This is a genomic window from Paenibacillus sp. 01T431, from assembly GCF_056398625.1.
Genome location: NZ_JBFTPT010000004.1, coordinates 79282 through 103981 on the forward strand (window position 1 = coordinate 79282; position 24700 = coordinate 103981).

Here is a 24700-nt window from a genome sequence, read left to right on the forward strand (position 1 = left end):
GTTTTTTTTGGAAAGGGGAATTGGTATGGATAAGGGAATCGTGGCCGTTATTGGAGCAGGACCTGGCGGTTTAGCAGCTGCCATGGAGCTGGCTGGCCGAGGTTACCGAGTTACCGTTTATGAGAAGCAGCCCTATATAGGTGGGAGAACCTCCAGGCTTCAGCTGGGTGAGTATTTTTTTGATCGAGGACCTACGTTTTTCATGATGCCACACCTGCTTGAAGAAATGTTTCAATCTGTAAATCGCTCTTTGTACGACTATGTTGAGCTCATAGCGCTTGATCCGCTATATAGGCTGCAATTCGGCGATGTTACATTTTCACCGACACGGGACGAGAAGCAGATGGTTGAGAGGATCGAGGCGCTATTTCCCGGCAACGGTAAAGGTTATCTTCAGTTTATGAAAGAGGAGGGGGAGAAATATAACAAGGTTTCCCCGCTGCTGCAGCGGCCTTTCAGCAAGTTAAGCGACTATATTTCTCGGGATGTGTTTCAAGCGCTGCCGCGGCTGAATGCGGTAGGAAGTGTGTATGACAGACTTTCACGTTATTTTACAGATGAAAGGCTGAAATATGCGTTTACTTTCCAAGCAAAATATTTAGGCATGTCGCCATGGGAATGCCCTGGAACATTTACAATACTTGCTTATTTGGAACATAAATTTGGCCTTTTTCATCCCGTTGGAGGCGTTAACCGCGTCTGCGAGGCAATGGCTGAAGTGATTCGCGAGTACGATGGCGAGATTGTTACCTCCTGCGGTGTGCAAAGAGTGCTGAGCCGGAGCGGTAAAGCAGTAGGTCTGCTTTTGGAAAATGGTGAAAAAATAGAAGCGGATCATATCATCATCAATGCGGATTTTGCAACCGCTATGAACCACTTGTTTGAACCGGGTGAGCTTAAGAAATACAGTCCGGCAAAGCTTGCCAAGAAGAAATATTCTTGCTCTACTTATATGCTCTACCTCGGAGTAAATCGTGAAATACATATGCCGCACCATAACATTTTATTTGCCAACAACTATCGCCAAAACGTACATGAAATCATGACAAAAAAGATGCTGTCTACAGACGCATCTATTTATATACATAATCCTGGGCTTAACGATCCAACGCTGGCTCCTCAAGGGAAAACCGCTTTATACGCGCTTATGCCGGTACCGAATCTGACAGCGAATGTCAGTTGGGAGGAGCAGAGGACACTCGTTAGAGAAAAGATGATCGAGCGTATGGAGCAGGAGCCAGAGCTAGCAGGCTTCTCGGCTGACATCGAAGAGGAAGCCATCATTACACCATTAGATTGGCGAAATGATCATCATGTCTATGAAGGAGCAACGTTTAATCTTGCACATTCACTGGATCAAATGATGAAGCTTCGTCCACATAACCGCTTCGAAGAGCTCGCTAATTGTTGGCTTGTAGGGGGAGGAACTCACCCTGGCAGCGGCTTGCCGACGATCTTCGAATCAGCGCGCATTAGTACCCGTCTACTTATGGCGCAGGATGATAGTGAACGTATAAGGGTTGGCGGATCTTCAGCAGTCATCCACTCACAGAAGGAGGCCTTTCGGTGGGAGTAGCTTTTGTCGGTGGTGGAATAGGCAGTTTAACAGCAGCTCTGCTGCTTAGCAAGCAAGGCAAGCAGGTTACTATTTATGAAAGAGGCCCCCGGCTTGGCGGTAGATTAGCTTTTCAGGAAGGCGGAGGCTATCGGATCGATCAAGGCCCTACAATTGTGCTGTTGCCTGAAATGCTGCTTAGTATTTTGGAGGAAGCTGGAATCGAGCGATCACGCATACCGCTCCTCGAATGCGATCCGCTTTACCGTATTCATTATGCAGACGGCACCGTATTTCACAAATGGCGGAATCAGCAGCGCCAGATCGAAGAGCTTGAGCGAATGTTTCCAGAGGAAGTCGATGGTTTTCGGCGTTATATGGCGGACATGGAAGTGGCTTTTAAACAAGGAAAGGAAGCTTTTCTGGAACGTCCATTTTTGCGAAAACGAGAGTTTTATACTTTTCGAAACCTAACGTTATTAACGAAGCTTAAAGCCTACAAAAGCGTGCGTTCCTTTGCAGGACGATATTTCCGAAGTGAGAAGCTGCTTGATGCGTTCTCTCTACAAACCTTATACATAGGTGGCGCTCCTTTTCAATCTCCCGGATTGTATACGTTATTGCCCTTCGCTGAACATGCTTATGGCATTTGGTATGTAAAAGGAGGTTATGCCGGAATCGTTTCCATCTTGGAAGAGGAGCTGCGGAGTAGAGGGGTTCAAATCAAGACAGAAACTCAGATTGAGCAATTGTTACTTGAGAATGGACGCTGCATTGGCGTGATAGACGAAGGCGGCAGGGAATCGCTGCACGATACGATTGTATATAACGGTGATTTTCCGCATCTAGCCTCATTGATGCCAAAGAACACTGTTCCAATGAAAGCCTATAAGCCGTCTTCAGGAACAATCTTGATCTATTTAGGCCTAAACAAACAGTGGGAGCAAGCTTCCGTTCACCAGTTTTTTTTACCTGACAATTTACAAAGTGGATTAAAACAAATTTTTCAAAACAATCAGCTTCCGCGAGATCCATCCTTTTACATATTTTATCCGTCAGCTATGGATATGGAAGCAGCACCTCCAGGTGAGAGCGTCATGTATATGCTGATTCCCGCTCCGCCACACGGTTCTGTAGCGTGGGAGGATGAAGTGCCCGCGTTAGTCGAGCATGTAATTGATGAGGCTGAGAAGAGGGGCTTTCCCGGCTTGAGAGCTGCGATTCAATGGAAGGAAGTAAGGACGCCGCAGGACGCGGAGTCGGATGGACTCTATCATGGGGGCAGCTTCGGCATCGCGCCAACTTTTGGACAGTCGGCAGTGTTCCGTCCTCAAATCGTGCCATATCCGATAAAAGGTTTGTATGCTGTAGGGGCATCCGTGCATCCTGGCGGTGGAATCCCGATTGTTATGCAAGGTGCCAGATTGCTAGCCAACTATTTGTTAAAGGAGTGACCTCATGGAACCCACTGTCTGTTTGGCGCAATGTGAAGCGATGATTCAGAAAGGATCATCATCGTTCTATAAAGCTTTTCGTTATTTGCCTAGCCCAAGGCGCGAAGCCGTTTACGTTATTTATGCTTTCTGCCGCATGATAGACGATGCAGTAGATGAGCCGCAACGTTCTCCCTATACCATTGATGAGCTAGAACAACATTTTTACCGTTTGGATCAGGCAGCGGATCATTTCATATGGGCTTCTTTACGGTGGCTGTTTGATACTTTTCCACTCAGCAAAAAACCGTTTTTCAGACAAATGGAGGGACAGCGCCGGGATTTATCTTTCACCCACTATGAGACGATGGAGCAGTTGGAGGACTACTGCTACTTGGTTGCTGGAACTGTTGGGGAGATGCTTCTGCCAGTCTTGCATGATCAGCCAGATATTCAAGTAATAGAAGCAGGAATATGGCTTGGCAAAGCCATGCAAATTGTAAACATTGTTCGTGACGTTGGCGAAGATCAGCGCAGAGGGCGTCGTTACCTGCCGCTTGAGCTGCTCGCTCGTCATCGCTATACCGAAAGCGACTTCGAAATGGGCGTTGTCGACGAACGATTTCAACATCTTGTGCAAGAACTGGATACACTTTCACGCAGTTGGTTCGCACGAGGCTTGCGCGGGCTTGAAACGTATCCTGCCAGCAGCGCTTTTTCAGTTGAGCTGGCCGCAAGCTTCTATGCAGCGATTTTGGATGAAGTAAAGGCTGCCAACTACGAAGTCTATAAGAAGCGAGCTATCGTCAGCTCATTAAATAAATTAAAGCTTTATACGAATATAAAAATGAAATATATGCTCGTATCAGAGGTTAATGACAGCAATGCGGTATCGCTATGATCCGCTACTTATTTATTTTTTGGTATTGCATCGGGTTAATCCTCATGCTGACCATTGGCGTTCCAACGTGGCTTTCCTTTTCCAATGGTTTGTTTCTCGTGTTTTTTGCCCTGTATGCCATTCATATTGAAGGCATGATGGGCGAGGAGCGCCGTCGCAGCTGGAGTAGAATAATGCTCGTTGGGGTACTTACGTTTGCTGTAGAATGGCTTGGTGTGACGATGGGATGGCCGTTTGGAGACTACAAATACACATCTTTACTTGGCATCTCGCTTGGCGGAGTACCCCTCGCCATATTTTGTGCGTGGATTGGTGTCATTGTCACTGTTATGCGAATGACTGCCTTCTCGAATCGATGGACGCGTGCGCTTCATACCGGCTTATGGACGGTTGTTTTTGACCTCGTACTCGATCCAGTGGCTTTCGCTAGGCAGTTCTGGATTTGGCATGAGCCTGGTGATTTCTACGGGATACCGGCAGCAAACTTCATCAGTTGGTTCGTTATATCAGCAGCTATATCATTTCTGTTCCCTTTAAGAGAAGTATCGGCGAACGTTCGAATCGAGGCTGTAAGACTCACGCAAATGATGCTGTTTATGTTTGGTCTCTTAGGGGCCAAAGAAGGTTTAATGATGCCGTTCATCATCGCATTGGCAGCTATCGTTGTGGCGGAAGGAGCGGGAAGGATTGATCGCATCCGACTCAAGCAAGTGGTTTAAACGAATATTCGCGCAATACAATGAAAACTATTTGTTAAGACGGCATTTTCACTCGTTTCAACTGAGCGGTGAGATCGATCCAGCTCCGCAAGGTGAGCCTGTGCTCTATCTTATGAATCATAGCTCTTGGTGGGATGGAATGGTTGTATATCATGCGATCGCAAACGCTTCAGCGCGTGAACACTATATGATGATGGATGAAGAGCAAATGAAGCGGTATCGATTTTTTCGCAAAATAGGAGCTTTCTCGATTGATAAGAAGTCAAGCCGAGCGATCGTTGCTTCCCTTCGATATAGTGAGAGTCTATTAAATCAAGGATATGGAGTTTGGTTATTTCCACAAGGAGATATCGAGCATCTGGAGCGTAGACCTTTAAGATTTCAAACCGGCGCGGGCTATTTATTGGAGCGCTGTCCGGGAACGATTGTTCAGCCCGTAACAGCATATTATTCGCTAGGACTTCATCAAAAGGCAGAAGTCAGTCTTCAATTCGGTAAACCTATCCACAGAGCATGGCAGCAGCTGGGACGTAAAACCATTACGACAATGCTTGAATCGGCTTTGGAGGATCAACTGAATGAACACCGCCTTGCAGTAATAGCAGCAGCTCGCGGGGAGCTAGCCGAGTATCGATCAATACTGAAGGCGAAACGGTCAACGAACGAGGTTTTTGATGCTTGGATGAACGGGGTGACAAGGTGGAAATCTTTTTTTGGACGGTAGCTGCAGCCCTGATGCTGCAGCTATTATTTGTGTTATGGAACCTCTCGCAAATGCCTTCGTTGGGAGGCAGCGGTATAGGACGAGTTTGGCTGTCAGGAGGAGCTGAGTCCATTCAAGCTGATGCTCCAGATGTTCACGGAATTACACCTAGACCACGGCTGTCTGTTCTTATCCCGGCGCGTAATGAAGCGGATAACATTGCAGCATGTATACAATCGGTGCTGCTGGAGCCTTCCATATTTATTGAGGTGCTGGTGCTGGATGATCGTTCCACAGACGGAACAGCAGAAGCTGCGCGGCTCGCTGCAGCAGGCGACAGCCGTGTTCGCGTTTTGCCCGGTGATGTGCTGCCGTTCGGCTGGCTGGGCAAGTCGCACGCATGTCATCAGCTCGTCGAAGCGGCGCACGGCGAATGGTGGTTATTTCTCGACGCTGATGCGCGGCTTGAGCCGGGTGCGCTCGCGGATGCGCTTGACACCGCTTTAGCGCAAGGTCAAGGGCTCGTGACCGGTTTCCCTAAGCAGGAAACTGGAACATGGCTGGAGAAGCTCATCGTCCCGATGATGAGCTTCTCGATTGCCTGCCATCTGCCAATACGACTCGTTCGGCAATCGCCAGATCCAAAATTCGTCGCCGCACACGGTGCTTTTCTGATGATTTCAGCAGAAAGCTACTGGGCGACAGGCGGCCATGCTGGCTTCAAAGGTCATCTCGTCGATGATATGCAGCTGGCTGGTGCTGTCAAAAAAGCCGGGCTTCCCGTCACTTTAGCCTACGTTTGCCCCCAAATTTCCATGCGTATGTATCAGAACGCTGCCGGGGTTTGGAACGGCTATAAGAAAAATATATTTGCAGGTGTAGGTCGCAGCAGCTTATTGCTTGGAATTATGTTGTTTATGTACACCTTGCTTTATATACTGCCTCCGATAATGATGATCATTAGTTTAGCTGGGCTTCTCATGCATACATATCCGGAAGGATGGCTTACAACTGTTTTATTGCCAAGCTCGCTCTGCTATCTACTAGGCGTTTGTCTGAAGAGAATCATTGATAGGAAAAGTGGACAGCCCTGGTACTTATCCTTCTGTTTACCTGCAAGTATATTTCTGCTATCAGCGATTGCGTTGGCCTCGTGGCGGGCGAGCTTAAATGGCACTGGTTATGAATGGAAGGGGAGGAGGTATTCGTGAAGCGAGTCATGGTCATTGGCGGAGGTTTAGGCGGATTATCTGCAGCGATTCGATTGGCATATGCGGGTTATCACGTCACTGTGCTTGAACAACAGGCAGCACTCGGCGGAAAGCTTCAGCGCATTGAGCTTGGCGGTTATCGCTTCGATCGTGGACCAAGCACGATTACGATGCCTCATGTATTTCAGCAGGTATTCGAGAGCGTTGGTCGAAGAATGGAGGACTACGTTACTTTTTATCCGCTGAACCCGGGCACGCGGAATCATTTTGCAGACGGAACGACGGTTGATTTATGCTCTGATTTCGTTCTAATGGAAGCGCAAATTGCAGCATATAGTCCAGAGGATGCGAAGCAGTATCGCTCATTCATGAAAGAGGCTGCTGCGTTATATCAACAAGCTGATCAGCTATTCATGAATCGGCTGCTGCTGTCATGGAAGGATAAAGTTGACTTCCGACTGCTTGCGGGTTTGCTGCGGATTCGTCCATGGCTGACATTGGAACGGCTGCTTCGCCGTTACTTTAGGCATCCGCATACACTTGCACTCTTAGGACGGTATGCGACCTATGTTGGATCGGCTCCTCGGACGGCTCCGTCTATTTTTGCAATGCTTGCTCATTTGGAGCTGCAGTTAGGTATTTATGGAGTGAGAGGCGGCACCTACCAGATTGTGGAGGCATTCGGCCGCCTTGCTCAGGAGCTTGGTGTAACGATTCATACGTCCGAGAGTGTTCAACAGATTACATCAGTAAACGGTCGCATCACAGGTGTTGTTACGAGCAAAGCGGACTATAAAGCTGATATCATCATCGCAAATGGTGATGTGCTGGCTATTTGCAAAAACCTGCTGGAAGAATCAAAGCGACCAAGCATGAGCAATGCCAAAATCTCATCGTATGAGCCATCGTTATCAGGTTTTGTTTCCCTCATTGGCAGTAAGAAGACCTACAGCCAGCTGCTGCATCATACTGTGTTTTTCCCAGAACACTATGGCAGTGAGTTTGACGACATCTTCCAGCAAAGAAGAGCACCTCAGAACCCTGCAATTTACATTTGCCATTCAGGTTACTCAGAGGATGGGATGGCCCCTGCTGGAGGCAGCAACCTGTTTATCCTGACTAACGCTCCATACACTTCTCCGCTGTTGAACTGGGAGCAAGAAGCCGAATCGTATCAGAAAAACATTTTAACGAAACTTGAAGCATATGGCTTGTCTGGTTTAATTGATGATTCAGAGTTTTCAGCAGTCTACACTCCTGACCAAATGCAAAAGCAGACATCGGCATACCGCGGAGCTATATATGGCATTTCCTCCAATACAGCGCGGCAAACCTTTGCCAGACCCTCCAATCAAGCTGATCTAAAGGGTTTATGGTTTGTCGGAGGTACGACGCATCCAGGCGGGGGAACACCGATGGTAACCCTATCGGGGCAGCTTGTAGCAGAGGCTATACTTTCATCGTGAATATAGATCTTAATAAAAAACGCGTCCAATTCCAAAAGGAAAAAGACGTGTTTTTTAATGAGATTATTCCCTAGGCGAAGTTTGGCCTTTAGCACCCCATACAAATAGGAACACAACTGCAATGCCTATTATGAGAAGAGGGGCAATCATAATTAAAGTAATTTCCAATATCGTACACCTGCTTTCGTTTACGGTATTTATTTGCCTTTGACGTATTTAGTGTTAAATAAAAACAGACGCATCAGCAAGTATAGTGAAGGGATCAGAAGCAGCAAGCCGAGTACAAATGCTATGATTAGCGCAATAGCCATCGAGTCATTGGTGAAATTATCGTGTATGGTCAAATAGGGATACAGAATGTAAGGCAGATGAGCTGAGCCGTATCCATAAAAGGCGAATGCAAACTGCAAAATGACGAAGATAAACGATAATCCAAGTCGCTGGCGCTTCCACACCAAGTAAACAGCTAACATAAAAAAGAGAAAGGATAAAGCGAACATCCATGATCTATCCAGCATTTTCTCATAGTGCTCACGATTATGGTCATGGATGGCGAAGAAAACAAGAAGGCTGCTAAGTATTGTCGGTAAGCTCCATACGAGCGCGTATGTTCGAACGATCTTAAATGCAGGAGCATCGCCTGCTTTATGGGCATAGAAGCTTAAGAACATAGCCGATATGTACAGCACGCTTACAAGGGCGAGCAGAACAACGGACCAGGAATAGCTGCTTCTAAACAGTTCGTTAACGAGAAATACTACTTTTCCTTCGTCTGTAACCTTGATGTATCCTCCTTCTGAGATCGTTAGTACTGTTGATAAGGCAGCTGGAATAAGCAAGCCGCTAGCCCCGTACATGAGTGTATAGATTTTCCGACTTCGTGAGCCGTAATGATTAAAAGCATAATAAGCCCCTCGAATAGCTAGCAGCACAATGGCAATGCTTCCCGGTATAAGCAAGGCAGTTCCATAATAATAGGCGGTATCCGGAAAAAATCCGATAAACCCGACAAAAAAGAACACGAGAAAAACATTCGTGACCTCCCATACTGGGGACAAATACCGATCAATGATGGAATGGATCAGATGCCTCGTTCCAGTAATAGAGCTGTAATAGCTGAAAAAACCGGCGCCAAAATCAATAGAAGCGATAATGAGATAGCCAAACAGAAAAGTCCAGAGCACGGTAATACCAATGACTTCATAACTCATAATGGATCATGAGCCTCCTTCTCGTAGGCAGCTATTTCATCTTCAGCGTGATTATTTCGGAACATTTTTATTAGAACTCTTACAGAAGAAATGCCGAGCACAAGATAAAGCAGAGCAAATAGCAAAAGCATCAAATCGACATGATCGGATGTCGTTGCACCTTCCGCAGTACGCATAATGCCTCTTAAGATCCACGGCTGCCTGCCAACCTCTGAGAAAATCCAACCATGCTCAATGGTGAGTATCGCTACTGGAGCAGCAATAACAACGGCGCAAAGAAGCCAGCGGCGGTATGTATTCCCTTTTTTTCGAACCATTTCAATAATAAACAGAAGGGAGACCAGCACCATAAAGGCTACATAAGCCATCTTAATGTCAAAGAGGTAATGAATCCATAGAGGCGGATGCTCATCCTCAGGAAATTCATTTAATCCAGTAACCTCAGCAAACGGATTGCTGTGAGCGAGAATGCTTAGGCCAAACGGGATTTTTAGTCCGTATTTCACTTCATTGTCTTCGGTAAGGATACCTCCGAGTATAAGCGGCGCTTTGCCCATCGTTTCAAAATGCCACTCCGTTGCAGCCAGCTTCTCGGGTTGATATTTTGCAAGATATTTTCCCGACAAATCTCCGATAAGCGCTGTAGAAATCATAAAAACAAAGGCACAAACCATTGTGAGCTTTAAAGCTTTCTTATAGTAAATATGGTTTTTTCCTTTAAGCAGCGACCAAGCCGTAATGGCTGCGAGTATGAATGCGCAGGTTAAGTAAGCTGAAGAGAGCACATGTGCTACCTTAGTCGGCATGGCCGGGCTAAGCATTGCTGCAATAGGATTAACGTCCGCGATTTCACCATTAACTAAAGTAAATCCAACCGGGTAATTCATAAATGCGTTCACGATCGTAATGAAGAAAGCTGAAGCTGAAGAACCAATAACGACGGGAATCAACAGCCAAAAATGCGTCATCCTACTTTTAAAGCGATCCCAAGTGTAGAGGTAAATACCGAGAAAGATGGCTTCAAAAAAGAATGCAAAGGTTTCAAGGAAAAGAGGCAGGGAGATAGATTGTCCAGCAACTCTCATAAAGCTTGGCCATAGCAGACTTAGCTGCAGGCCAATAGCTGTTCCTGTCACGACGCCTACTGCAACGGTGATTACATAGCCACGAGCCCAGCGCCTTGCAAGCAGCAGGTAATGAAAGTCATTTCGTTTAATGCCGATCCATTCGGCTAGTGCTATCATCAGCGGGATGCCGACACCTATCGTGGCATAGATGATGTGGAAGCCAAGGGTGAGAGAGGTTAGTATACGACTGAATACAACGGGATCATAGCCGTTAAGCAGCATGGAATTCACTCCTTAGATGATTGATTCTTGTTTGAACTAGCTCATAAATTTTCGGATGATCGACAGCAGCATGAGCAGTGTCACAACCGCACATAACATAATTAATTTTTTTTCCTGTTGTTTTGGACGATTTTGTTTGTTTTCTTTCATGATTTCACTCGCTTTCAAACTATGTGATGTATTTCACAATGAATAAATGATTACAGCTTCCAATTGGGCTGAAATCAGTATGCCCTTTATGAAGTGAAAATAATATGACTCGATAGAGCTATATGGAGGGTGAAATGTAACGAATCGATGAACAATGCAGGAGTAGGGGAGTGTAATTAATAAAGGCCGTCCAATCATCTAAATGACTTGTTGGACAGCCTATTTTCAAACGTTAGTTTTTTAAAAACTGTTTTCGAAACGCATGAACGACTAATAAAATCAAAGGAAGAATGAGTCCGTATGTCGAGACATAAGGTATCCATGCTCCTTTGTTGAATTCAATTCCATGAAGGACATTAGGATGTAAAATGAGGGAAAATACGACCATGATCATCCCTAAAGGTAACGTAAGTGAGCGGTAGTCTTTTAAGTTCAACGTTTGTGCAAGACCGATTACAGCTGCGTAAAAATACAGTGATGTTCTAAAAAAAATCGTGACAAACCATATTCCAGCCATTATGGCTTCAATACGTATAAAATTTCCTGTGTTTATTTTTTTGGCTAGCGCAAAACTTGGATACATATGCCTTCCTGTTGTATCAGGACCGAGAACTAGAATAGCCAAAGCGATAATAATAATTAAAATGATTCCCCCTATAAATGTGCCTATCAAAAAAGCTTTTTGTGCTTTTTTAGGTTGATTCACTGAAACAGGGAAAATCATTAAAAAAACAACAGGGGAAAGAGAGAAAATACTTGTGAAGATTAAAGTAGAACGAATCATCGGTTTTATTCCAGTATCAAATACGGGTTGAATGTTGTGATTGTCGATTTGCGGCGAGATGAAAATGACTAATATGATAAATAATAAAACGAACCAAGGGAAAAAAAACTCCGCTGTCCGAGCTAGATTTTCAAGACCAAGACGAACTCCCATGATGACTATGCAAGCAAAAAGAATATGAATAGCTTGCGCTGGTGTGTCGGCCATGATCTGTGTAGTTATAAAATCCGCCATATAATACAAAAGATCTGCCGCTGTAATGAATGCAAAAAAAACAAAGGTAATAGAAACGGCCTTTCCCAGCCAGCGTCCGAGAAGCTTCTCATTTTTTTCAACTAGGGTCATTTCTGGATAAATATTCCCTACGGCATTGTACAATAATACGAGTAACATCCCTAATCCCACACCGAGAATAGCCGCGATCCAAGCATCTTGTTTGACGATTTCAGCTAATGTTGATGGAATAATTAAGACAGCAGTACCAACGGAATACAATATGACTAACACGGTAAATTGACGCACATTTATTTTGATGTCTCTTACCATTTTTGGCCTCTTTCTAAGTTATCTGCATTATATTATATCGTCCATAAAAACCATTCCCCATTAGCTTTGACTAAAGCATTGCAGCATCTTCTCATTGTTACCTTTTACTTTGTTAGATAAACACTTGTCCTAGTCACTCTCTTCATTCAATGAATGTATGAATCAACGAAGTTTGGTTAACAAATGTTAAAGATATTTTCAAAAAACTTACCCTATTTCAGAGCAGAGAGGAACATAGGCAAATGGGGTTTTTCAATAATCAATCAAAAAACAAGATGGATCTTCCAGCAAGCAAGCGTATAGATTCCAACAAAGCTGCCCAAGAAAAAAGGTTGAATTTATGCCTTGATGATAATATCCAATATGTAAAAAATATGCTAGGTCATAGCAGCGATATTGTGATCAGAGAAATTCAGATTGGAGCAGGAGAGAAATTTAAAGCCGGGATATTTTATACAGATGGTTTAACGGATCTGCAATCTGTGCAGAAATTCATCATCGAATCGCTTATGCCAAGCATCCCTAATACGGAGCTTGACCCAAACGAATCAAGCCCAGATAAGATCCTCCAAGTTGTGAAGGATCAAATTCTAACGGTAGGAGCTATCAAGGATGTTTCTGAATTTGGTGCTTTGACAACTGCTTTGTTGTCTGGAGATGTCATTCTTTTATTGGACGGTTGCGCCCAAGGGTTCATCATCGGCATGCGAGGCTGGAAAGACCGTGCAGTCACGGAATCCACGACAGAGACCGTCATTCGGGGACCGAAAGAAGGCTTTACAGAATGTATTCGAACCAATACGGCGTTAATCCGCCGCAAAATAAAAGATCCTAATTTATGGCTCACAACAACGTCAATTGGGAGAGTGACAAAAACCGATGTATCGATCATGTATATCAAAGGAATTGCAAATGACAAGATAGTAGAAGAAGTGCATCGTCGTCTCGATCGGATCGATATTGATGGCATATTGGAGAGCGGCTACATTGAAGAATTAATTCAGGAAAAAACCTATACTCCTTTTCCTACGTTGTATCATTCGGAACGTCCGGATGTCATAGCAGCTGAGCTTTTGGAAGGGAAAGTAGCCATTTTGGTTGACGGAACGCCGATTGTATTGGTCGTCCCAGCATTATTTATCTCGTTTATACAGGCTGCTGAGGATTATTATACGCGCGCGGATATCAGCACGTTGATTCGTATGCTTCGTTTTCTTAGTATTTTTATTTCTCTGTTAGGTCCGTCACTTTACATTGCTGTCACTACATTCCATCAGGAAATGCTGCCTACGCAGCTGTTAATCGGTTTGGCTGCTCAACGAGAAGGGGTACCTTTTACAGCGTTCATCGAGGCCGTGATGATGGAGGTAACATTTGAAATTTTACGGGAAGCTGGCTTAAGAATGCCAAAGGCCATTGCACAGGCCGTCTCCATTGTAGGAACATTGGTTATTGGAACAGCGGCTGTTGAGGCGGGGATTATATCTGCCGCCATGGTAATCGTCGTTGCACTAACGGGGATTGCCAGCTTTGTGCTTCCGGCCTTCGACATGTCCATGACCTTTAGAATGCTTCGTTTTCCTTTGATGATACTTGCTGCTTCTTTTGGGTTGTTCGGGATTATTATTGGGATTTTTGCACTCGTACTTCACTTGTGCAGTTTGCGTTCATTCGGAGTTCCCTACCTGAGTCCATTTGCACCATTTAATCTTGAAGAGCAAAAGGATACCATATTCCGATTCCCCCGATGGGCAATGATTGCGCGACCTAGATTGATCAATAAAAACAACATCATTCGCGAACAAAGTAGTCATTCTGAACCGTCGCGCGATAATGCAGGTGGATAATCGATGATGCATAAAAGATATTTACTCTGTTTAATTGTCATCTCGCTTATATTCGTCACAGGTTGTTGGAAGGGCCGTGAGTTGAATGAGCTCGCAATCGCTGTAGCTTTGGGGATTGACAAGGTCGGAAATCAATATAAGGTTTCCGTTCAGGTCGTCGAGCCGACTGAAGTTGCAGGGAAGAAGGGCGGTGACAAGACACCCGTCACGACGTATCAAATCACGGCTAATACCATTTTCGAAGCAATACGCAAAATGACTACAGTAAACCCTCGTAAAATCTATCCTTCCCATCTGCGAATTGTGGTTCTTGGCGAATCCTTAGCTAAGGAAGGAATCGGTCAGGCGTTAGATCTCTTGTCAAGAGATGAAGAAATTCGTACTGATTTCTTTATCGTTGTTTCAAAGCATACGACTGCCGAGAATACGCTAAAAGTATTAACAAAGCTGGAAACGATCCCCGCGGTCAGTCTGTTCTCTACTCTTCAGACTTCTGAGCAGCAATGGGCTCCAACAACAACGGTTACATTGGATGAGCTTATTACTACACTCGTGAGCGAAGGAAGAGATCCTGTATTAACAGGTCTTGTTGTTTTGGGAGACGAGCAAATAGGGCAAGAAAAGAGAAATATGGAGAAGGTTCTGACCCCAACTACATTGCAATATTCGGGACTCGCGGTATTTAAGAAGGATAAGTTGATTGGTTGGCTAAATGAAACTGAAAGCAAAGCATACAACTATATTAGCGATGAAATTAAAAGCACGGTTGGTTTTGTTGCTTGTCCACAAGGCGGCAAAATTACGTTCGAGGTCATTCGGTCTAAGACAAAGGTCAAAGGCAGCGTAAAGAATGGACAACCTCAGATCGATATTGAAGTACGAATAGAAATTAATATAGGGGAAGTACAATGCTCCATAGATTTGTTGGAGACGAAAAATATTGCAGAAGTAGAAAGGCTAGCAAACAGCAAAGTGGAAGGTTTCATTGACGCGACAGTAAAAAAAGTGCAGAAAAAATACAAAGTTGATATTTTTGGATTTGGGGATGTTATTCATCGTTCGAATCCTAAAGATTGGAGAAAGCTCAAAAAAAATTGGGATCACACTTTTGAGACGATGCCAGTAAATGTGAAGGTAAATCATAAGATTCGACATTTAGGTACGGTGTCTAATTCCTTTCTGGAAGACATGAAGAAAGAGGAGTGAAGATGCACATATGGTACCTATCATAGTGATCCTTGTAGCGGTCGCTTTAATTATTGCCATTGATGTTCCTGCGCTATTAAGAGGAAAATCAAAAAAAGAATTATGGATATTTTCCATTCTTCTGCTGTTTGGGACTGTAATAGGCATTGCTCAAGCTTTACATATTGGACTCCCCAACCCTTTGGATGGGATTATCTACATATATAATCCTGTTTCACACTTATTGGACACATGGTTAAAATAAAGCTGTCTAAAATATAGAATGTCATCTGTTAGCCACGTCACAAGGACGTGGCTTTTTTGCTGTTTTAATTATTAAAAATGAAATATTTTAGTTTAAACCACTAAACCTTCAGTATAAAAAGCTTTACCCTTTTATCGTTAAAATAGGTTCAACTTCTGCAACAATTTGTGCCATGCCGTGTTCTTCATGTGATTCGATGATGGCATTGATATCCTTGTAAGCGTAAGGAGCCTCTTTCTTCAATTCTTCTTCCCATTTCTTGAGTATATCCTGTCTGGATTTAATATCGTTACGGTTCGGATCAATAGGTGTAACAATATTAAACTTGGAAATAAATTCGCGAAACAAAGCATCATCTACTTTTACTGAATCTCCTCTTGAAAGGCTTCGACCAGCACCATGACTAGCGCTGAATAAGCTCTCACGATTGCCTAGTCCTGCAAGAATGTAGCTTTTCGCTCCCATGGATCCAGGTATAAAGACCGGCTCACCCGTAAATTGAAAAGGGGTGTTGGCCATTTGTTCAGCTGACTTTGCTGTGCAAGAGCCTTTGCGATGGATAAAACCTTCGCTGCCATCAATCGTTTCTTCCCATACAAAGTTGTGAGGGGCATCGTAGAGCAATTTATACTCAAAATCTTTTAAGCTTTTGGACAAAGACTTTTGAAGCATAAGCCCCAGAAATAAGCGATTCGCAAAAGCGAAGTTTGCTGCGTTATGAAGGAGGTTCCAATAACGATTCCATTGATATTCATATTGTTCGGAATGAGGCAGGACATAGATCCCATTGCTTGGATGCTTAAGAGAGGCGGGGTAAATTTCTTTAAGCATTTCTTTGATGTTCAGACCTGCGTGATGCCCGATAGATACAGAGCCTGTATGAATCATAACGACGATTTGGCCAGCTTTGATATTCCATTCCTTTGCCAAAGCATGATTGCGTATATTCACTACTTTCTGAATTTCTACAAAATGATTGCCGCCGCCGATCGATCCAATCTGACTATCATAGGACAAATCATCGCTGCCTAAATAACTATCCAGTCCATCTACTTTATCCGTAATAAATGAACCAAATCGATTTACCTTTAAAAGGTCGTCCTCTTGCTGCTTAGCATCATAAAATTCCCACAAACCATTGCACTTAATCGATTTCTGTGTCTCGAGAATACCCATTAATCCTTCTTTGAAAATAGCTTCACGCTGCACCCTTGTCATTGGTATATGACGTCCGCCTTCAAAGAAAATATGACGAATATCGGATTCGATTTGTTTAAGATTTGACCGGATATCATTTTCCTTCAGCGATGTCGTGTATAACCGCATGCCACAATTAATGTCATTGCCTACAGCTTGAGGGATGACAAATCCTTTGGTGAAGATGGTTGTACCAATCGGAATGCCACTGCCTTTGTGGAAATCGGGAGTGATCGCTACCTCTTCAATTTTTGCATTTTCGTTCGTAAAATAACCGCTAGTGTGCTGTTTCAGGGTTTCTACAGATTCATTGACGGTGAGGAGTTGATCAAGTTCTTCTAAAGCATTTTTTTCAAGCTTAATTTTGTCGTTTATGAAAAAACGGACAGGAATATTTTTGCTATTGTTAATTTTCAAATAGGACCATCCTTTTGATTTATAGGTAGATTATTGACATTAGTAATATTGAAGTATTCGAAAAAGATGCATAACATCGGCAATCATCCTTTCCTAGCTAATGATTTCAATATATCATTTCAAAATTTGAAAAGCATTACCTAATTCGGGCTTTAGCGCAACAAATGGATAGAGAATTACGTTTTATCCATAAATGCTAAAAAAGGAGTGTTTGTTAAATGATGAGAAAATTAATAAAATTGACCATTGCGGGTGTAATGATGTTCTCCATAACAGCTGTCAGTTATGCTGCACCCAAAAAAAGTACACCCGTTATTTTGAAAATGAACAATTATTATGTGGCATATACCTATCCAAAGGAGCCTTATGTTGATAAACAGAATCGATTGATTTTACCATTAAGATCTGTAAGTGAATTGCTGGGTGCTACAGTTTCTTATAATAACCAAACGAAAACAGCTGAAATTAAAGAAGGGGAGAACATTGTTCAAATTCAGGCAGGCAATAAGACTGCAAAGGTTAATGGTCAAAATGTAGAGATGGACACTAAAGCAGTAGTGGAGAAAGGTTTTCTGCTCGTTCCAGCTCGAATACTTTTTGATTCCTTCTCTTTTAAAGTCACGAATGAAAATAATGTGATCACTTTGAATGACGAACGATTATTAAAGCAAGGAAAACTGAAGTATCTTTCTGATGATGACCGAGTAGGGATAGCAAGAACAGCAGACCCCAATGCGTTCCAGCCAATAGAAATTTCATATAATGTCTTTGTGAAAAATAAAGTATCGCTCATTGATCTAACCGTAACTGCCAAAAATAGTACAGGGAAAGATATACCGGAGGGACAAGAGGATCTGCATACTTTTGTATATTTTGAACACTCATCCATCATGGATGCAGATGATTCTACAGTGGATATTAAGGATAGGCCAAGACCAGCTGTTAAAAAGGATGCCATCATCAAAAAACAATTAAACGCAGGTGGAGGCACGATCATTCAGCCAAATGAATTACAGTACATACTCATCGCGGGCAGGACGTTTAAACCGTTAAATGAAAGATAAGGAATGGATTAACTTTGAGTCATCCATAAAAAATGAAGCTTGACTTTCCATCTTGACACCATTATTAATTTAGTAAATAATTTAAAAATAAATTGGAAAAAGCTTATGGGGGCTCATAATGGTATGAGTAATGACGATAACTTTCAAGGAACGAATATAGATCACTTAACGAAGGAACTTGCGCTCGTATTCGGTCAATTGAAGCGTGTCGGGCATGTGTTTAGTCCTTCTAAGGAGCTCCGGCAGAGCGAATCCAATTTGCTTGTTTACTTGACGTATTTATGTCCGCCGGGTTCTAATGGCATTAAAGTTTCCGATCTAAGCAAACAGTTGAAAATAACCTCAGCTGCTGTGACGCATGTCATACAATCGCTTGAACAGATCGGGTATATTACTCGTACGATGGATGCAAGTGATCGGAGATCCATTCTTGTTACAGCAACTGAAGCTGGACATGAATTTGTTGGAGCAAGGGAGACAGAGCTATTTGAACGTTTTCAGCACTTGCGAGAACATCTAGGTGCAGATGACGCCGAGCAACTCATACGAATATTAGCTAAATCCATAAAATTTCTGAATACTTATGAAGATAGCGAAGCATCCAAACGATAGTCCGGTAACGGACTATCGTTTTATTTTTGCCAGAGCTTGGTAAGAACCTTCCTCCATTTCTTTGACGATCGAGTTGGCAGAGGGGCTCCATTGCAGCTGCTGTTCAGCACGCAAACCAGATATTCTTTGGYTAATGCTCGCTCCCCAAGCAGCAGGGCCCAAAACATGAACAGCTTCCTCATAACTACACGATTCAATTTCAGCGACGCCGGCAATTTTGCCAATTGCTATTATGAGCTCTTTGGTCGTAATGAGTTCCCTGGAAGCAGCGTTATATAACGCCCCAGGAGATGCAAATGTATAAGCGCATGCATAAAGGTTTGCCAAGTCGTCTACATCAATGGTTGACCATGCGTTTAGTCCATCACCAACGTATTTGGCGAATTGAGTGAGCTTCGTTCTTTGAATAGTCGCCCCAACTAAACCGCCACCACCTCCGTAAACGAGAGCTGGTCGAATAACGACAGTACAAATGTTTCTCTCAGCAGCTGTCAGCACTTTTTGCTCCTGATTTGCTTTCCATTGCAAGAACGGCAATGGATTTACAGCCGAATCCTCATCAACGACATTATGAAGCGTATCGTTATAGATTAACGTTCCGCTCGTATATACGAATGTTTTGCCAGTGCCTTCCAAACCGTCTAACATGGCATCAACTGCAAGAACATCTAATTTTTCCATGTCAGAACTATGCGAGATAGCAGTATGAATGACACCATCAGCAGCAAGAGTACATTCCGCCAGCAAAGCCAGATCAGCAAGATCGCCTATTACAGGGGAGATGCCTAATTTTATTAATTGCTCAGCTTTTTCATGTGTTCGAACTAATCCGGAAACTTGATAACCTTGGGATAGGAATTGTTTAGCTACTGCTAAGCCAACATACCCAGTAACTCCTGTAATGAATACTTTCAATAAAAGACCTCCTCAAATTAATTAATTTACTAACTAATGTATTTATTTTATTATTTAGCGGTTTTACTATTTTGTCAATACTTTCATAAAAAAAGGTAATTCAATTAAGGGCTACATCTGAAAGAGCATGTGTGAACATTTTTTTGACTATGTAAGCAAGGATTAGATTCAAAATAAAAAAAAGAAGACCCACATAATGGGTCTTCTGGAGAGGCTTAAGTGTATTCAGCATTTTGAATGCGTGAGAGCAGCAGTAAGCCCTTCAATTATTATTTATTAGTAACCACCACCGAAAATACCGCAGCTGCAAGAGATAATCACCAACAAAATAAACAGTACCAGAATAAAACCAATATTATTATGAGCACCACCAACGAATCCTGACATTAAACATCCACCTCCTTGCGACTTGAATACATTGTAAGGTATGCATTGCAAAAGCTTAGTGACTGGATATTTGTCATGGGGTGACATATGCCCAGTATCATTAGCCTATAATAGGGGATTAGAGGTTTTGTATAGGGAAGACCGTTAAGGATACTCTGTAGTCTGTAGGACAAGTGAATAAGTCATATCCAATCGCTAATGATTAGTAGTTGTTACCACCGAAAATTCCGCAGCTGCAAGAGATAATCACGAGCAAAATGAAGAGTACAAGAATAAAACCAATATTATTATTTACACCGCCAACTGATCCTGACATAAAACATTCACCTCCTTGTATTATCTTATAGAGCAAGTTAGTTAAAGCTATAGCTATAAGACAGGATAATGGGTAGATAGAGTATGTTTATCCATCTCATAGAGCGAGCAGAGTGGTGAAAATAGGATTAGTAGCCTCCGCAACAGCCGCCGTAACCTCTGTCGCTCACTCTGTCATTTCTTTTTTCGTTGACACTTTCAACTTGATTTTCATTTCTTCTTTCATTGCGGCCCAATACGCCACAGCTACAAGCAACAATGACTAATAAGATGAAAAGAACCAAGATCGTACCGATATTATGAGACATTATTTTAAAACCTCCTCTTATTTAACTACTATATAACGTATGATTGACTCTCATTTTTTGATTGTGTGTTTGTTACATAGACATAGTTTCAATGTCATTAGACTAGTAAATGAAGATAGAGCAAATAATCTAATGGAATCTTGTTAAACTGGATCTTATATACGACTAGTATCTGCCACCGAAAATACCGCAGCTGCAAGAAATAATGACTAACAAAATAAACAACACGAGAATAAAACCAATGTTATTGTGAGCACCGCCTACTGATCCTGATATAAGAAATTCACCTCCTTGCTGCTGTTTAGAAAGTAAGTTATACATGGATGCCGTTTAGTTATTGGTTGTTTGGCAGGGAAATCCAAATTATCCATGTCTGAAGCTAAATTGAGGGATTAATAGCCTACTCCACAACCGCCGTTGTAACCTCTGTCGCTTACTCTATTGTTTTCGTTGCTGCGTACATCGTTGTTTTCTTCTCTGTCATCGTTTCTCTCATTACGACCGAAGACACCGCAGCTGCAAGCGACAATAACCAAAAGAATGAAAAGAACGAGGATAATACCGATATTATGAGCCATTATTTAAAAACCTCCTCTTATTTGACTGCTATATAAGATATGTTTGTATCTATTTAAGTGTTTGTGTGTTTGTTACAGAGGCATAGTTTCTATGTCATGTGACTATTAGAAGGAAATAGGTAGGGGAGGGATATGATAAAAAAGTAAATGTACATATGCGGTTAGAAGGATGAATACGATAGAAAAAACCCATCAATGATTCAATTAATGGCGTCGTTTTGACCTCCACTATTCAACTGAATCAGATCATGGGTTTTAGCTGCTTGCAGATTTGCATATTTTTTTATCGGAGTGCCGTTTTGCAAAAACGACGAGCCGTTCTGAGTATTCTTGATTTTTACGATTGAATTTACCAGTGCATGTAATTAAATTTAAACGAGACTCGTCCGCGGGACCAAAAATTTTCGAAAGTGGAGCCTCGGATGTTTTGAATATTTCAATCGATTCCACTTTAAAATCGATGGTGCAGTCCTCTTTACTTTTTATTGAAATCATGTCACCTAATTTTATGTTCTTTAATCTGTAAAATACGGCTGGTCCTGTATGGCTGTCAACATGTCCATCTATAACTGAATTGCCGACCATGCCAGGAAGAATGCCATTAGATAATAGCCCTACCCTCTTGGTGCTTGATGGAACATCCATTTGGCCGTTTTCTGTTATGCTGACTGGATCTATGATCGCATCGATTTCTAGAGCGGGAATGGAAAGTTTAATGGGTACGATTCCCTCTAATTTTACTTTAGAAATTGTATTCGGAATGATTTGATTATGATTTGTAGGCGGTGGACTCGGCATGGTTTCTGCTTTTACAATGGGTTCATTATACTCAGATTTTGTTGTTGTTATTTGAGGCTTAATACCATGATCTTGATCATTTGAGTAGCTGCAGGCTGTACAACCGGCAAAAATAGCTGCAGCTATCAATTGCAATATAAACTTTTTCAAAGTTAGTAAGAGAGGGGAGAGTAGATCCCCTCGTTTTTTACTGTTTATTCAGCTTGTTCGCTGGCGCCGCCGAAGCCGGTTTTCGGCATTTTAGTAATTTCTTTTGCTCTCAAGTTTTTTGCCTTCAAAGTTTTTGCTTTCAAGCTTTTAGCATGTAGGTTTTTTTCATGAGCTTTTTTTGCATGGATGCTTTTTGCATGAAGGCTTTTAGCATGCATTTTATGTTTCTTTTTCTCTTCCATTTTCTTTACATGCATTTGATGCTTTTTCTTTTCTTCCACTTTCTTCATATGCATTTCTTTTTCAGATACAGGAGCAGCAGCGTACACAGCAGAGCTTGCACTAAAGATTAAACATGCTGAGAAAACGGCGATAATTGTTTTTTTCATAACGGTTATTACCTCCAAGTTGTTGTTTAAATTATTGTGCATAGTCATGTTCCCCATTGGAGTCAAAAATCATGAATGTGAACCTTTCCCAGCTTAAAGAAAGCGATTTATATTGCAAGAACTCTATAAGGCGAGTAGAATAAAACTTTATTTCCAATACATAGTTATTGATCAGCTTGAGTCCAAAACGTATATTTGCGCACCCACATTTGTAAAAATATTGTATTTTATCCTTTTGTCGAAAGAGGCAGGAATTTGCCCTCGAAACACGAATTATATGTATATTCGTGTTTTTTGAATTAATTATGATAAACACCGCAACTTTTCGTTCCCGGGACGGTACAATGATATATAGCGGTCCGGGAATAATCCGCAGGTGGAGGAGGTTCGCCTGTCATGACTGATTCCCAGTTGATACGAGAGATAAAGGATGGCAATGTCGAGCTGTACTCCGAGCTTATGCGGCGCTACCAACGAAAAATTTTAGCGTTTATTTATCACATGCTGAAGAGTGCAAAGCTCGAGCTTATGGCCGAAGACTTGTGTTCTGAGACCTTCTATAAAGCCTACCGCAGCCTTCATTCGTTTCGCGAATTGGATGCTTCTTTTTCGACGTGGTTATATACGATTGCGCGAAATACAGTACTTAGCGAGCTTCGCAAGCAAAAATCAGCGCATGTGTCGCTTGATGAATCGGGATTCGAGCCTGTCGCAGCGCTTGATGCGGTTCCTGAGCAGCATGTGCTAAGAAATGAACGTATGGCGATGGTGCGAGAAGCGATAAACAACTTGCCAGAAAAACAACGCTCAGCGCTTATTCTTCGGGAATATGACCAGCTGGACTATCAAGAAATTGCTAATATTTTAGGACAAACGGTCAGTTCTGTTAAATCACTGCTATTCCGAGCAAGAGCAAGCGTAAAAACGCAGCTGGAGCCGTATTTCGGACAATCGCCGCTGATGGAGGAATTCGAAGGGATGAATACGAGATGAATTGCAACGATGCGCAAGACAAATTCGGCGAATATTGGGATTTAGCTGATCACGATGAAGTGCGGATAGCAATAGACACTCATTTGCTTGAGTGCAAGACATGTGCGGAGCAGTTTGAGCTGTGGGAAGAAAGCGAGGATATCATTCGTTTCTTATCGGAGGAAGATGAGAGCCTCGGTCCTATGGAGCATGTGAATCGAAATGTGATGGATCGCATTTACGCTGAGGAATCTTGGTTAATGCCTGTTCCGCACAAAAGCTATCAGTTTTCGAAGTCGTTTCGCCGTAATATCGCGCTGATCGTTGCAGCTTGTATGGCTTTGTTTGCAAGTGCATTCTTTGTATTCATATTTGATAATGATGGCGGTGTTTCACAAGCTGAAATTGCCGAGCTAAGCGGATTGATGGACACAGCAAATGCGTCTGGTGATGGTTTAATTACAGCAGGATTTTATGCAGAGGTTCCGGTTGCCAGCATTAGCGAGCCATTCGTTCTAAAGGTTATGCCGGCCTTCCCGCAATATTATGTTGCATTGTCCTTGCTTGGTCTTATTATGACGCTGCTGATTTTGAACTGGCTCTCTAGAACACGAAGCTAATGTTGATGTATGATAAAGCTCCCTAGGGAGCTTTTGTTATGTCTACTATATAAAGGAGCTGAATACGGCTTGTTGATTGGATTAGTGCGCCACGGTAAGACGGACTGGAATGAACAAGGAAAGATTCAAGGGCAAACGGATATTCCATTGAATGAAGTAGGTATTGTACAAGCCAAAGCATTGGCAGAGCGATTAAGCCGTGAAGACCAGATATGGGATGCTGTTATATCAAGTGATCTGCAGCGGGCTCATGCGACAGCACAGATTATCGCTTCGAAGTTAAATATTCCTTTGCTTGAAAGTGAGCCGCGCTTGAGAGAGAGGTATTTTGGCGAGGTTGAAGGCACGAGGGAGCAGGAGCGTCACGAACGCTGGGGAACGAATTGGCGAGAAATTGCTGAAGGTGTAGAGTCTAATGATGAGGTCAGAGCAAGAGGCTTGAGCGCAATTAATGAATGGAAGCTGAAGTATCCAAAGCGCAACTTGCTTGTCGTTTCTCATGGCAGCTTTTTGGCTCAAATCATGGAAGAGATATGTTCGGATCTCGAGGATCAATATTTATCCAACTTGTCTTACTCTATCCTGGAGCTGCGTGATGAGAAATGGCATCCGCAGCTGTATAATTGCACGATCCATTTAAATGAAGCATAGGA

At 42.8% G+C, this 24700-nt stretch carries 27 protein-coding genes; 15 read left to right on the forward strand and 12 right to left on the reverse strand.

The features are described 5' to 3' along the window. Window positions 1-25: 25 nt before the first annotated feature. From AC1DM9_RS08035 to AC1DM9_RS08065, 7 genes are read left to right on the forward strand one after another with little or no spacing between them, the layout of a single operon-like run. Window positions 26-1576 carry a phytoene desaturase family protein gene (locus tag AC1DM9_RS08035; protein WP_477549446.1) on the forward strand — a complete coding sequence of 517 codons (1551 nt, stop codon included), beginning with the start codon at window positions 26-28 and terminating at the stop codon, window positions 1574-1576. Continuing rightward, window positions 1567-3009, forward strand: coding sequence for a phytoene desaturase family protein (locus AC1DM9_RS08040; protein WP_477549445.1), 1443 nt, complete (start codon window positions 1567-1569; stop codon window positions 3007-3009). Before AC1DM9_RS08035 ends, AC1DM9_RS08040 begins: the two co-directional genes overlap by 10 nt. Window positions 3010-3013: 4 nt before the next feature. Beyond that, on the forward strand, window positions 3014-3889 hold the full coding sequence (locus tag AC1DM9_RS08045; protein ID WP_477549444.1) for a phytoene/squalene synthase family protein: 876 nt from the start codon (window positions 3014-3016) through the stop codon (window positions 3887-3889). A gap of 44 nt (window positions 3890-3933) precedes the next feature. Further along, window positions 3934-4608 carry a carotenoid biosynthesis protein gene (locus AC1DM9_RS08050; protein ID WP_477579420.1) on the forward strand — a complete coding sequence of 225 codons (675 nt, stop codon included), beginning with the start codon at window positions 3934-3936 and terminating at the stop codon, window positions 4606-4608. Next, entirely contained in the window at window positions 4577-5332 is a 756-nt protein-coding gene (locus AC1DM9_RS08055) for a lysophospholipid acyltransferase family protein (protein WP_477549442.1), read from the forward strand. The genes AC1DM9_RS08050 and AC1DM9_RS08055 overlap by 32 nt, the downstream gene beginning before the upstream one ends. Continuing rightward, window positions 5287-6522 carry a glycosyltransferase family 2 protein gene (locus AC1DM9_RS08060; protein WP_477579422.1) on the forward strand — a complete coding sequence of 412 codons (1236 nt, stop codon included), beginning with the start codon at window positions 5287-5289 and terminating at the stop codon, window positions 6520-6522. The genes AC1DM9_RS08055 and AC1DM9_RS08060 overlap by 46 nt, the downstream gene beginning before the upstream one ends. Beyond that, complete coding sequence (locus tag AC1DM9_RS08065; RefSeq protein ID WP_477509650.1) at window positions 6519-7988, forward strand: phytoene desaturase family protein; 1470 nt, start codon at window positions 6519-6521, stop codon at window positions 7986-7988. Before AC1DM9_RS08060 ends, AC1DM9_RS08065 begins: the two co-directional genes overlap by 4 nt. 63 nt (window positions 7989-8051) lie before the next feature. Here AC1DM9_RS08065 and cydS read toward each other — a convergent pair whose 3' ends face one another. From cydS to AC1DM9_RS08085, 4 genes are all read right to left on the reverse strand, one after another. Next, window positions 8052-8138, reverse strand: a complete 87-nt coding sequence (gene cydS, locus AC1DM9_RS08070; RefSeq protein ID WP_441875572.1) for a cytochrome bd oxidase small subunit CydS family protein — start codon at window positions 8136-8138, stop codon at window positions 8052-8054. A 47-nt stretch (window positions 8139-8185) separates the two neighbouring features. Further along, window positions 8186-9199, reverse strand: a complete 1014-nt coding sequence (locus AC1DM9_RS08075; protein WP_441875233.1) for a cytochrome d ubiquinol oxidase subunit II — start codon at window positions 9197-9199, stop codon at window positions 8186-8188. After that, window positions 9196-10548, reverse strand: coding sequence for a cytochrome ubiquinol oxidase subunit I (locus AC1DM9_RS08080; RefSeq protein WP_441875236.1), 1353 nt, complete (start codon window positions 10546-10548; stop codon window positions 9196-9198). Before AC1DM9_RS08080 ends, AC1DM9_RS08075 begins: the two co-directional genes overlap by 4 nt. A 382-nt stretch (window positions 10549-10930) precedes the next feature. Beyond that, on the reverse strand, window positions 10931-12028 hold the full coding sequence (locus AC1DM9_RS08085) for a GerAB/ArcD/ProY family transporter (protein ID WP_477549438.1): 1098 nt from the start codon (window positions 12026-12028) through the stop codon (window positions 10931-10933). 242 nt (window positions 12029-12270) lie between these two features. Here AC1DM9_RS08085 and AC1DM9_RS08090 point away from each other — a divergent pair, with 242 nt between their 5' ends. The 3 genes from AC1DM9_RS08090 to AC1DM9_RS08100 are packed head-to-tail and all read left to right on the forward strand — an operon-like array spanning window position 12271 to window position 15325. Beyond that, window positions 12271-13875 carry a spore germination protein gene (locus tag AC1DM9_RS08090; RefSeq protein ID WP_477509649.1) on the forward strand — a complete coding sequence of 535 codons (1605 nt, stop codon included), beginning with the start codon at window positions 12271-12273 and terminating at the stop codon, window positions 13873-13875. 3 nt (window positions 13876-13878) lie between these two features. Further along, a complete protein-coding gene (locus tag AC1DM9_RS08095) occupies window positions 13879-15081 on the forward strand; it encodes a Ger(x)C family spore germination protein (RefSeq protein WP_441875245.1) in 1203 nt (400 codons plus the stop codon). 10 nt (window positions 15082-15091) lie between these two features. Next, on the forward strand, window positions 15092-15325 hold the full coding sequence (locus tag AC1DM9_RS08100) for a hypothetical protein (protein ID WP_477509648.1): 234 nt from the start codon (window positions 15092-15094) through the stop codon (window positions 15323-15325). A 123-nt stretch (window positions 15326-15448) separates the two neighbouring features. On the opposite strand, the gene AC1DM9_RS08105 is transcribed toward AC1DM9_RS08100, so the two are convergent. Next, on the reverse strand, window positions 15449-16939 hold the full coding sequence (locus AC1DM9_RS08105; RefSeq protein ID WP_477579427.1) for an RtcB family protein: 1491 nt from the start codon (window positions 16937-16939) through the stop codon (window positions 15449-15451). Window positions 16940-17157: 218 nt separating this feature from the next. Here AC1DM9_RS08105 and AC1DM9_RS08110 point away from each other — a divergent pair, with 218 nt between their 5' ends. Both AC1DM9_RS08110 and AC1DM9_RS08115 read left to right on the forward strand, forming a co-directional pair. Continuing rightward, window positions 17158-18003: a copper amine oxidase N-terminal domain-containing protein gene (locus AC1DM9_RS08110; RefSeq protein ID WP_477549436.1), complete on the forward strand. Its 846-nt coding sequence runs from the start codon at window positions 17158-17160 to the stop codon at window positions 18001-18003. Window positions 18004-18126: 123 nt separating this feature from the next. Beyond that, window positions 18127-18615, forward strand: a complete 489-nt coding sequence (locus tag AC1DM9_RS08115) for a MarR family winged helix-turn-helix transcriptional regulator (protein WP_339202888.1) — start codon at window positions 18127-18129, stop codon at window positions 18613-18615. A gap of 12 nt (window positions 18616-18627) precedes the next feature. Here AC1DM9_RS08115 and AC1DM9_RS08120 read toward each other — a convergent pair whose 3' ends face one another. The 7 genes from AC1DM9_RS08120 to AC1DM9_RS08150 form a co-directional block, all read right to left on the reverse strand. After that, window positions 18628-19530: an NAD-dependent epimerase/dehydratase family protein gene (locus AC1DM9_RS08120; protein ID WP_477579429.1), complete on the reverse strand. Its 903-nt coding sequence runs from the start codon at window positions 19528-19530 to the stop codon at window positions 18628-18630. A 276-nt stretch (window positions 19531-19806) separates the two neighbouring features. Continuing rightward, window positions 19807-19917 (reverse strand): YjcZ family sporulation protein, encoded by a 111-nt coding sequence (locus AC1DM9_RS08125; protein WP_441875260.1) that lies wholly within the window; start codon window positions 19915-19917, stop codon window positions 19807-19809. Between the two features lie 202 nt (window positions 19918-20119). After that, window positions 20120-20233, reverse strand: a complete 114-nt coding sequence (locus AC1DM9_RS08130) for a sporulation protein YjcZ (protein ID WP_083681477.1) — start codon at window positions 20231-20233, stop codon at window positions 20120-20122. 127 nt (window positions 20234-20360) lie between these two features. After that, window positions 20361-20540: a hypothetical protein gene (locus AC1DM9_RS08135; RefSeq protein WP_430058644.1), complete on the reverse strand. Its 180-nt coding sequence runs from the start codon at window positions 20538-20540 to the stop codon at window positions 20361-20363. A gap of 392 nt (window positions 20541-20932) precedes the next feature. Next, window positions 20933-21118, reverse strand: coding sequence for a hypothetical protein (locus AC1DM9_RS08140; protein WP_339202884.1), 186 nt, complete (start codon window positions 21116-21118; stop codon window positions 20933-20935). A gap of 255 nt (window positions 21119-21373) precedes the next feature. Beyond that, a complete protein-coding gene (locus tag AC1DM9_RS08145; RefSeq protein WP_477579431.1) occupies window positions 21374-22066 on the reverse strand; it encodes a class F sortase in 693 nt (230 codons plus the stop codon). A 44-nt stretch (window positions 22067-22110) separates the two neighbouring features. Next, entirely contained in the window at window positions 22111-22455 is a 345-nt protein-coding gene (locus AC1DM9_RS08150; protein ID WP_477549434.1) for a hypothetical protein, read from the reverse strand. Between the two features lie 396 nt (window positions 22456-22851). Here AC1DM9_RS08150 and AC1DM9_RS08155 point away from each other — a divergent pair, with 396 nt between their 5' ends. From AC1DM9_RS08155 to AC1DM9_RS08165, 3 genes are all read left to right on the forward strand, one after another. Further along, window positions 22852-23448, forward strand: a complete 597-nt coding sequence (locus AC1DM9_RS08155) for an RNA polymerase sigma factor (protein ID WP_076265683.1) — start codon at window positions 22852-22854, stop codon at window positions 23446-23448. After that, window positions 23445-24047: an anti-sigma factor family protein gene (locus AC1DM9_RS08160; protein WP_430058651.1), complete on the forward strand. Its 603-nt coding sequence runs from the start codon at window positions 23445-23447 to the stop codon at window positions 24045-24047. Before AC1DM9_RS08155 ends, AC1DM9_RS08160 begins: the two co-directional genes overlap by 4 nt. A 69-nt stretch (window positions 24048-24116) precedes the next feature. After that, entirely contained in the window at window positions 24117-24698 is a 582-nt protein-coding gene (locus AC1DM9_RS08165; protein ID WP_477549433.1) for a histidine phosphatase family protein, read from the forward strand. Window positions 24699-24700 lie beyond the last annotated feature (2 nt).

Excerpts from the sequence above, each read along its gene's own strand:
- AC1DM9_RS08035 (WP_477549446.1), top strand. The coding sequence starts at position 26 with ATGGATAAGGGAATCGTGGCCGTTATTGGAGCAGGACCTGGCGGTTTA.
- AC1DM9_RS08045 (WP_477549444.1), top strand. The coding sequence starts at position 3,014 with ATGGAACCCACTGTCTGTTTGGCGCAATGTGAAGCGATGATTCAGAAA.
- AC1DM9_RS08050 (WP_477579420.1), top strand. The coding sequence starts at position 3,934 with ATGCTGACCATTGGCGTTCCAACGTGGCTTTCCTTTTCCAATGGTTTG.
- cydS (WP_441875572.1), bottom strand. The coding sequence starts at position 8,138 with ATGATTGCCCCTCTTCTCATAATAGGCATTGCAGTTGTGTTCCTATTT.
- AC1DM9_RS08075 (WP_441875233.1), bottom strand. The coding sequence starts at position 9,199 with ATGAGTTATGAAGTCATTGGTATTACCGTGCTCTGGACTTTTCTGTTT.
- AC1DM9_RS08080 (WP_441875236.1), bottom strand. The coding sequence starts at position 10,548 with ATGCTGCTTAACGGCTATGATCCCGTTGTATTCAGTCGTATACTAACC.
- AC1DM9_RS08085 (WP_477549438.1), bottom strand. The coding sequence starts at position 12,028 with ATGGTAAGAGACATCAAAATAAATGTGCGTCAATTTACCGTGTTAGTC.
- AC1DM9_RS08090 (WP_477509649.1), top strand. The coding sequence starts at position 12,271 with ATGGGGTTTTTCAATAATCAATCAAAAAACAAGATGGATCTTCCAGCA.
- AC1DM9_RS08095 (WP_441875245.1), top strand. The coding sequence starts at position 13,879 with ATGATGCATAAAAGATATTTACTCTGTTTAATTGTCATCTCGCTTATA.
- AC1DM9_RS08100 (WP_477509648.1), top strand. The coding sequence starts at position 15,092 with ATGGTACCTATCATAGTGATCCTTGTAGCGGTCGCTTTAATTATTGCC.
- AC1DM9_RS08110 (WP_477549436.1), top strand. The coding sequence starts at position 17,158 with ATGATGAGAAAATTAATAAAATTGACCATTGCGGGTGTAATGATGTTC.
- AC1DM9_RS08115 (WP_339202888.1), top strand. The coding sequence starts at position 18,127 with ATGAGTAATGACGATAACTTTCAAGGAACGAATATAGATCACTTAACG.
- AC1DM9_RS08125 (WP_441875260.1), bottom strand. The coding sequence starts at position 19,917 with ATGTCAGGATTCGTTGGTGGTGCTCATAATAATATTGGTTTTATTCTG.
- AC1DM9_RS08130 (WP_083681477.1), bottom strand. The coding sequence starts at position 20,233 with ATGTCAGGATCAGTTGGCGGTGTAAATAATAATATTGGTTTTATTCTT.
- AC1DM9_RS08135 (WP_430058644.1), bottom strand. The coding sequence starts at position 20,540 with ATGTCTCATAATATCGGTACGATCTTGGTTCTTTTCATCTTATTAGTC.
- AC1DM9_RS08140 (WP_339202884.1), bottom strand. The coding sequence starts at position 21,118 with ATGGCTCATAATATCGGTATTATCCTCGTTCTTTTCATTCTTTTGGTT.
- AC1DM9_RS08150 (WP_477549434.1), bottom strand. The coding sequence starts at position 22,455 with ATGAAAAAAACAATTATCGCCGTTTTCTCAGCATGTTTAATCTTTAGT.
- AC1DM9_RS08155 (WP_076265683.1), top strand. The coding sequence starts at position 22,852 with ATGACTGATTCCCAGTTGATACGAGAGATAAAGGATGGCAATGTCGAG.
- AC1DM9_RS08160 (WP_430058651.1), top strand. The coding sequence starts at position 23,445 with ATGAATTGCAACGATGCGCAAGACAAATTCGGCGAATATTGGGATTTA.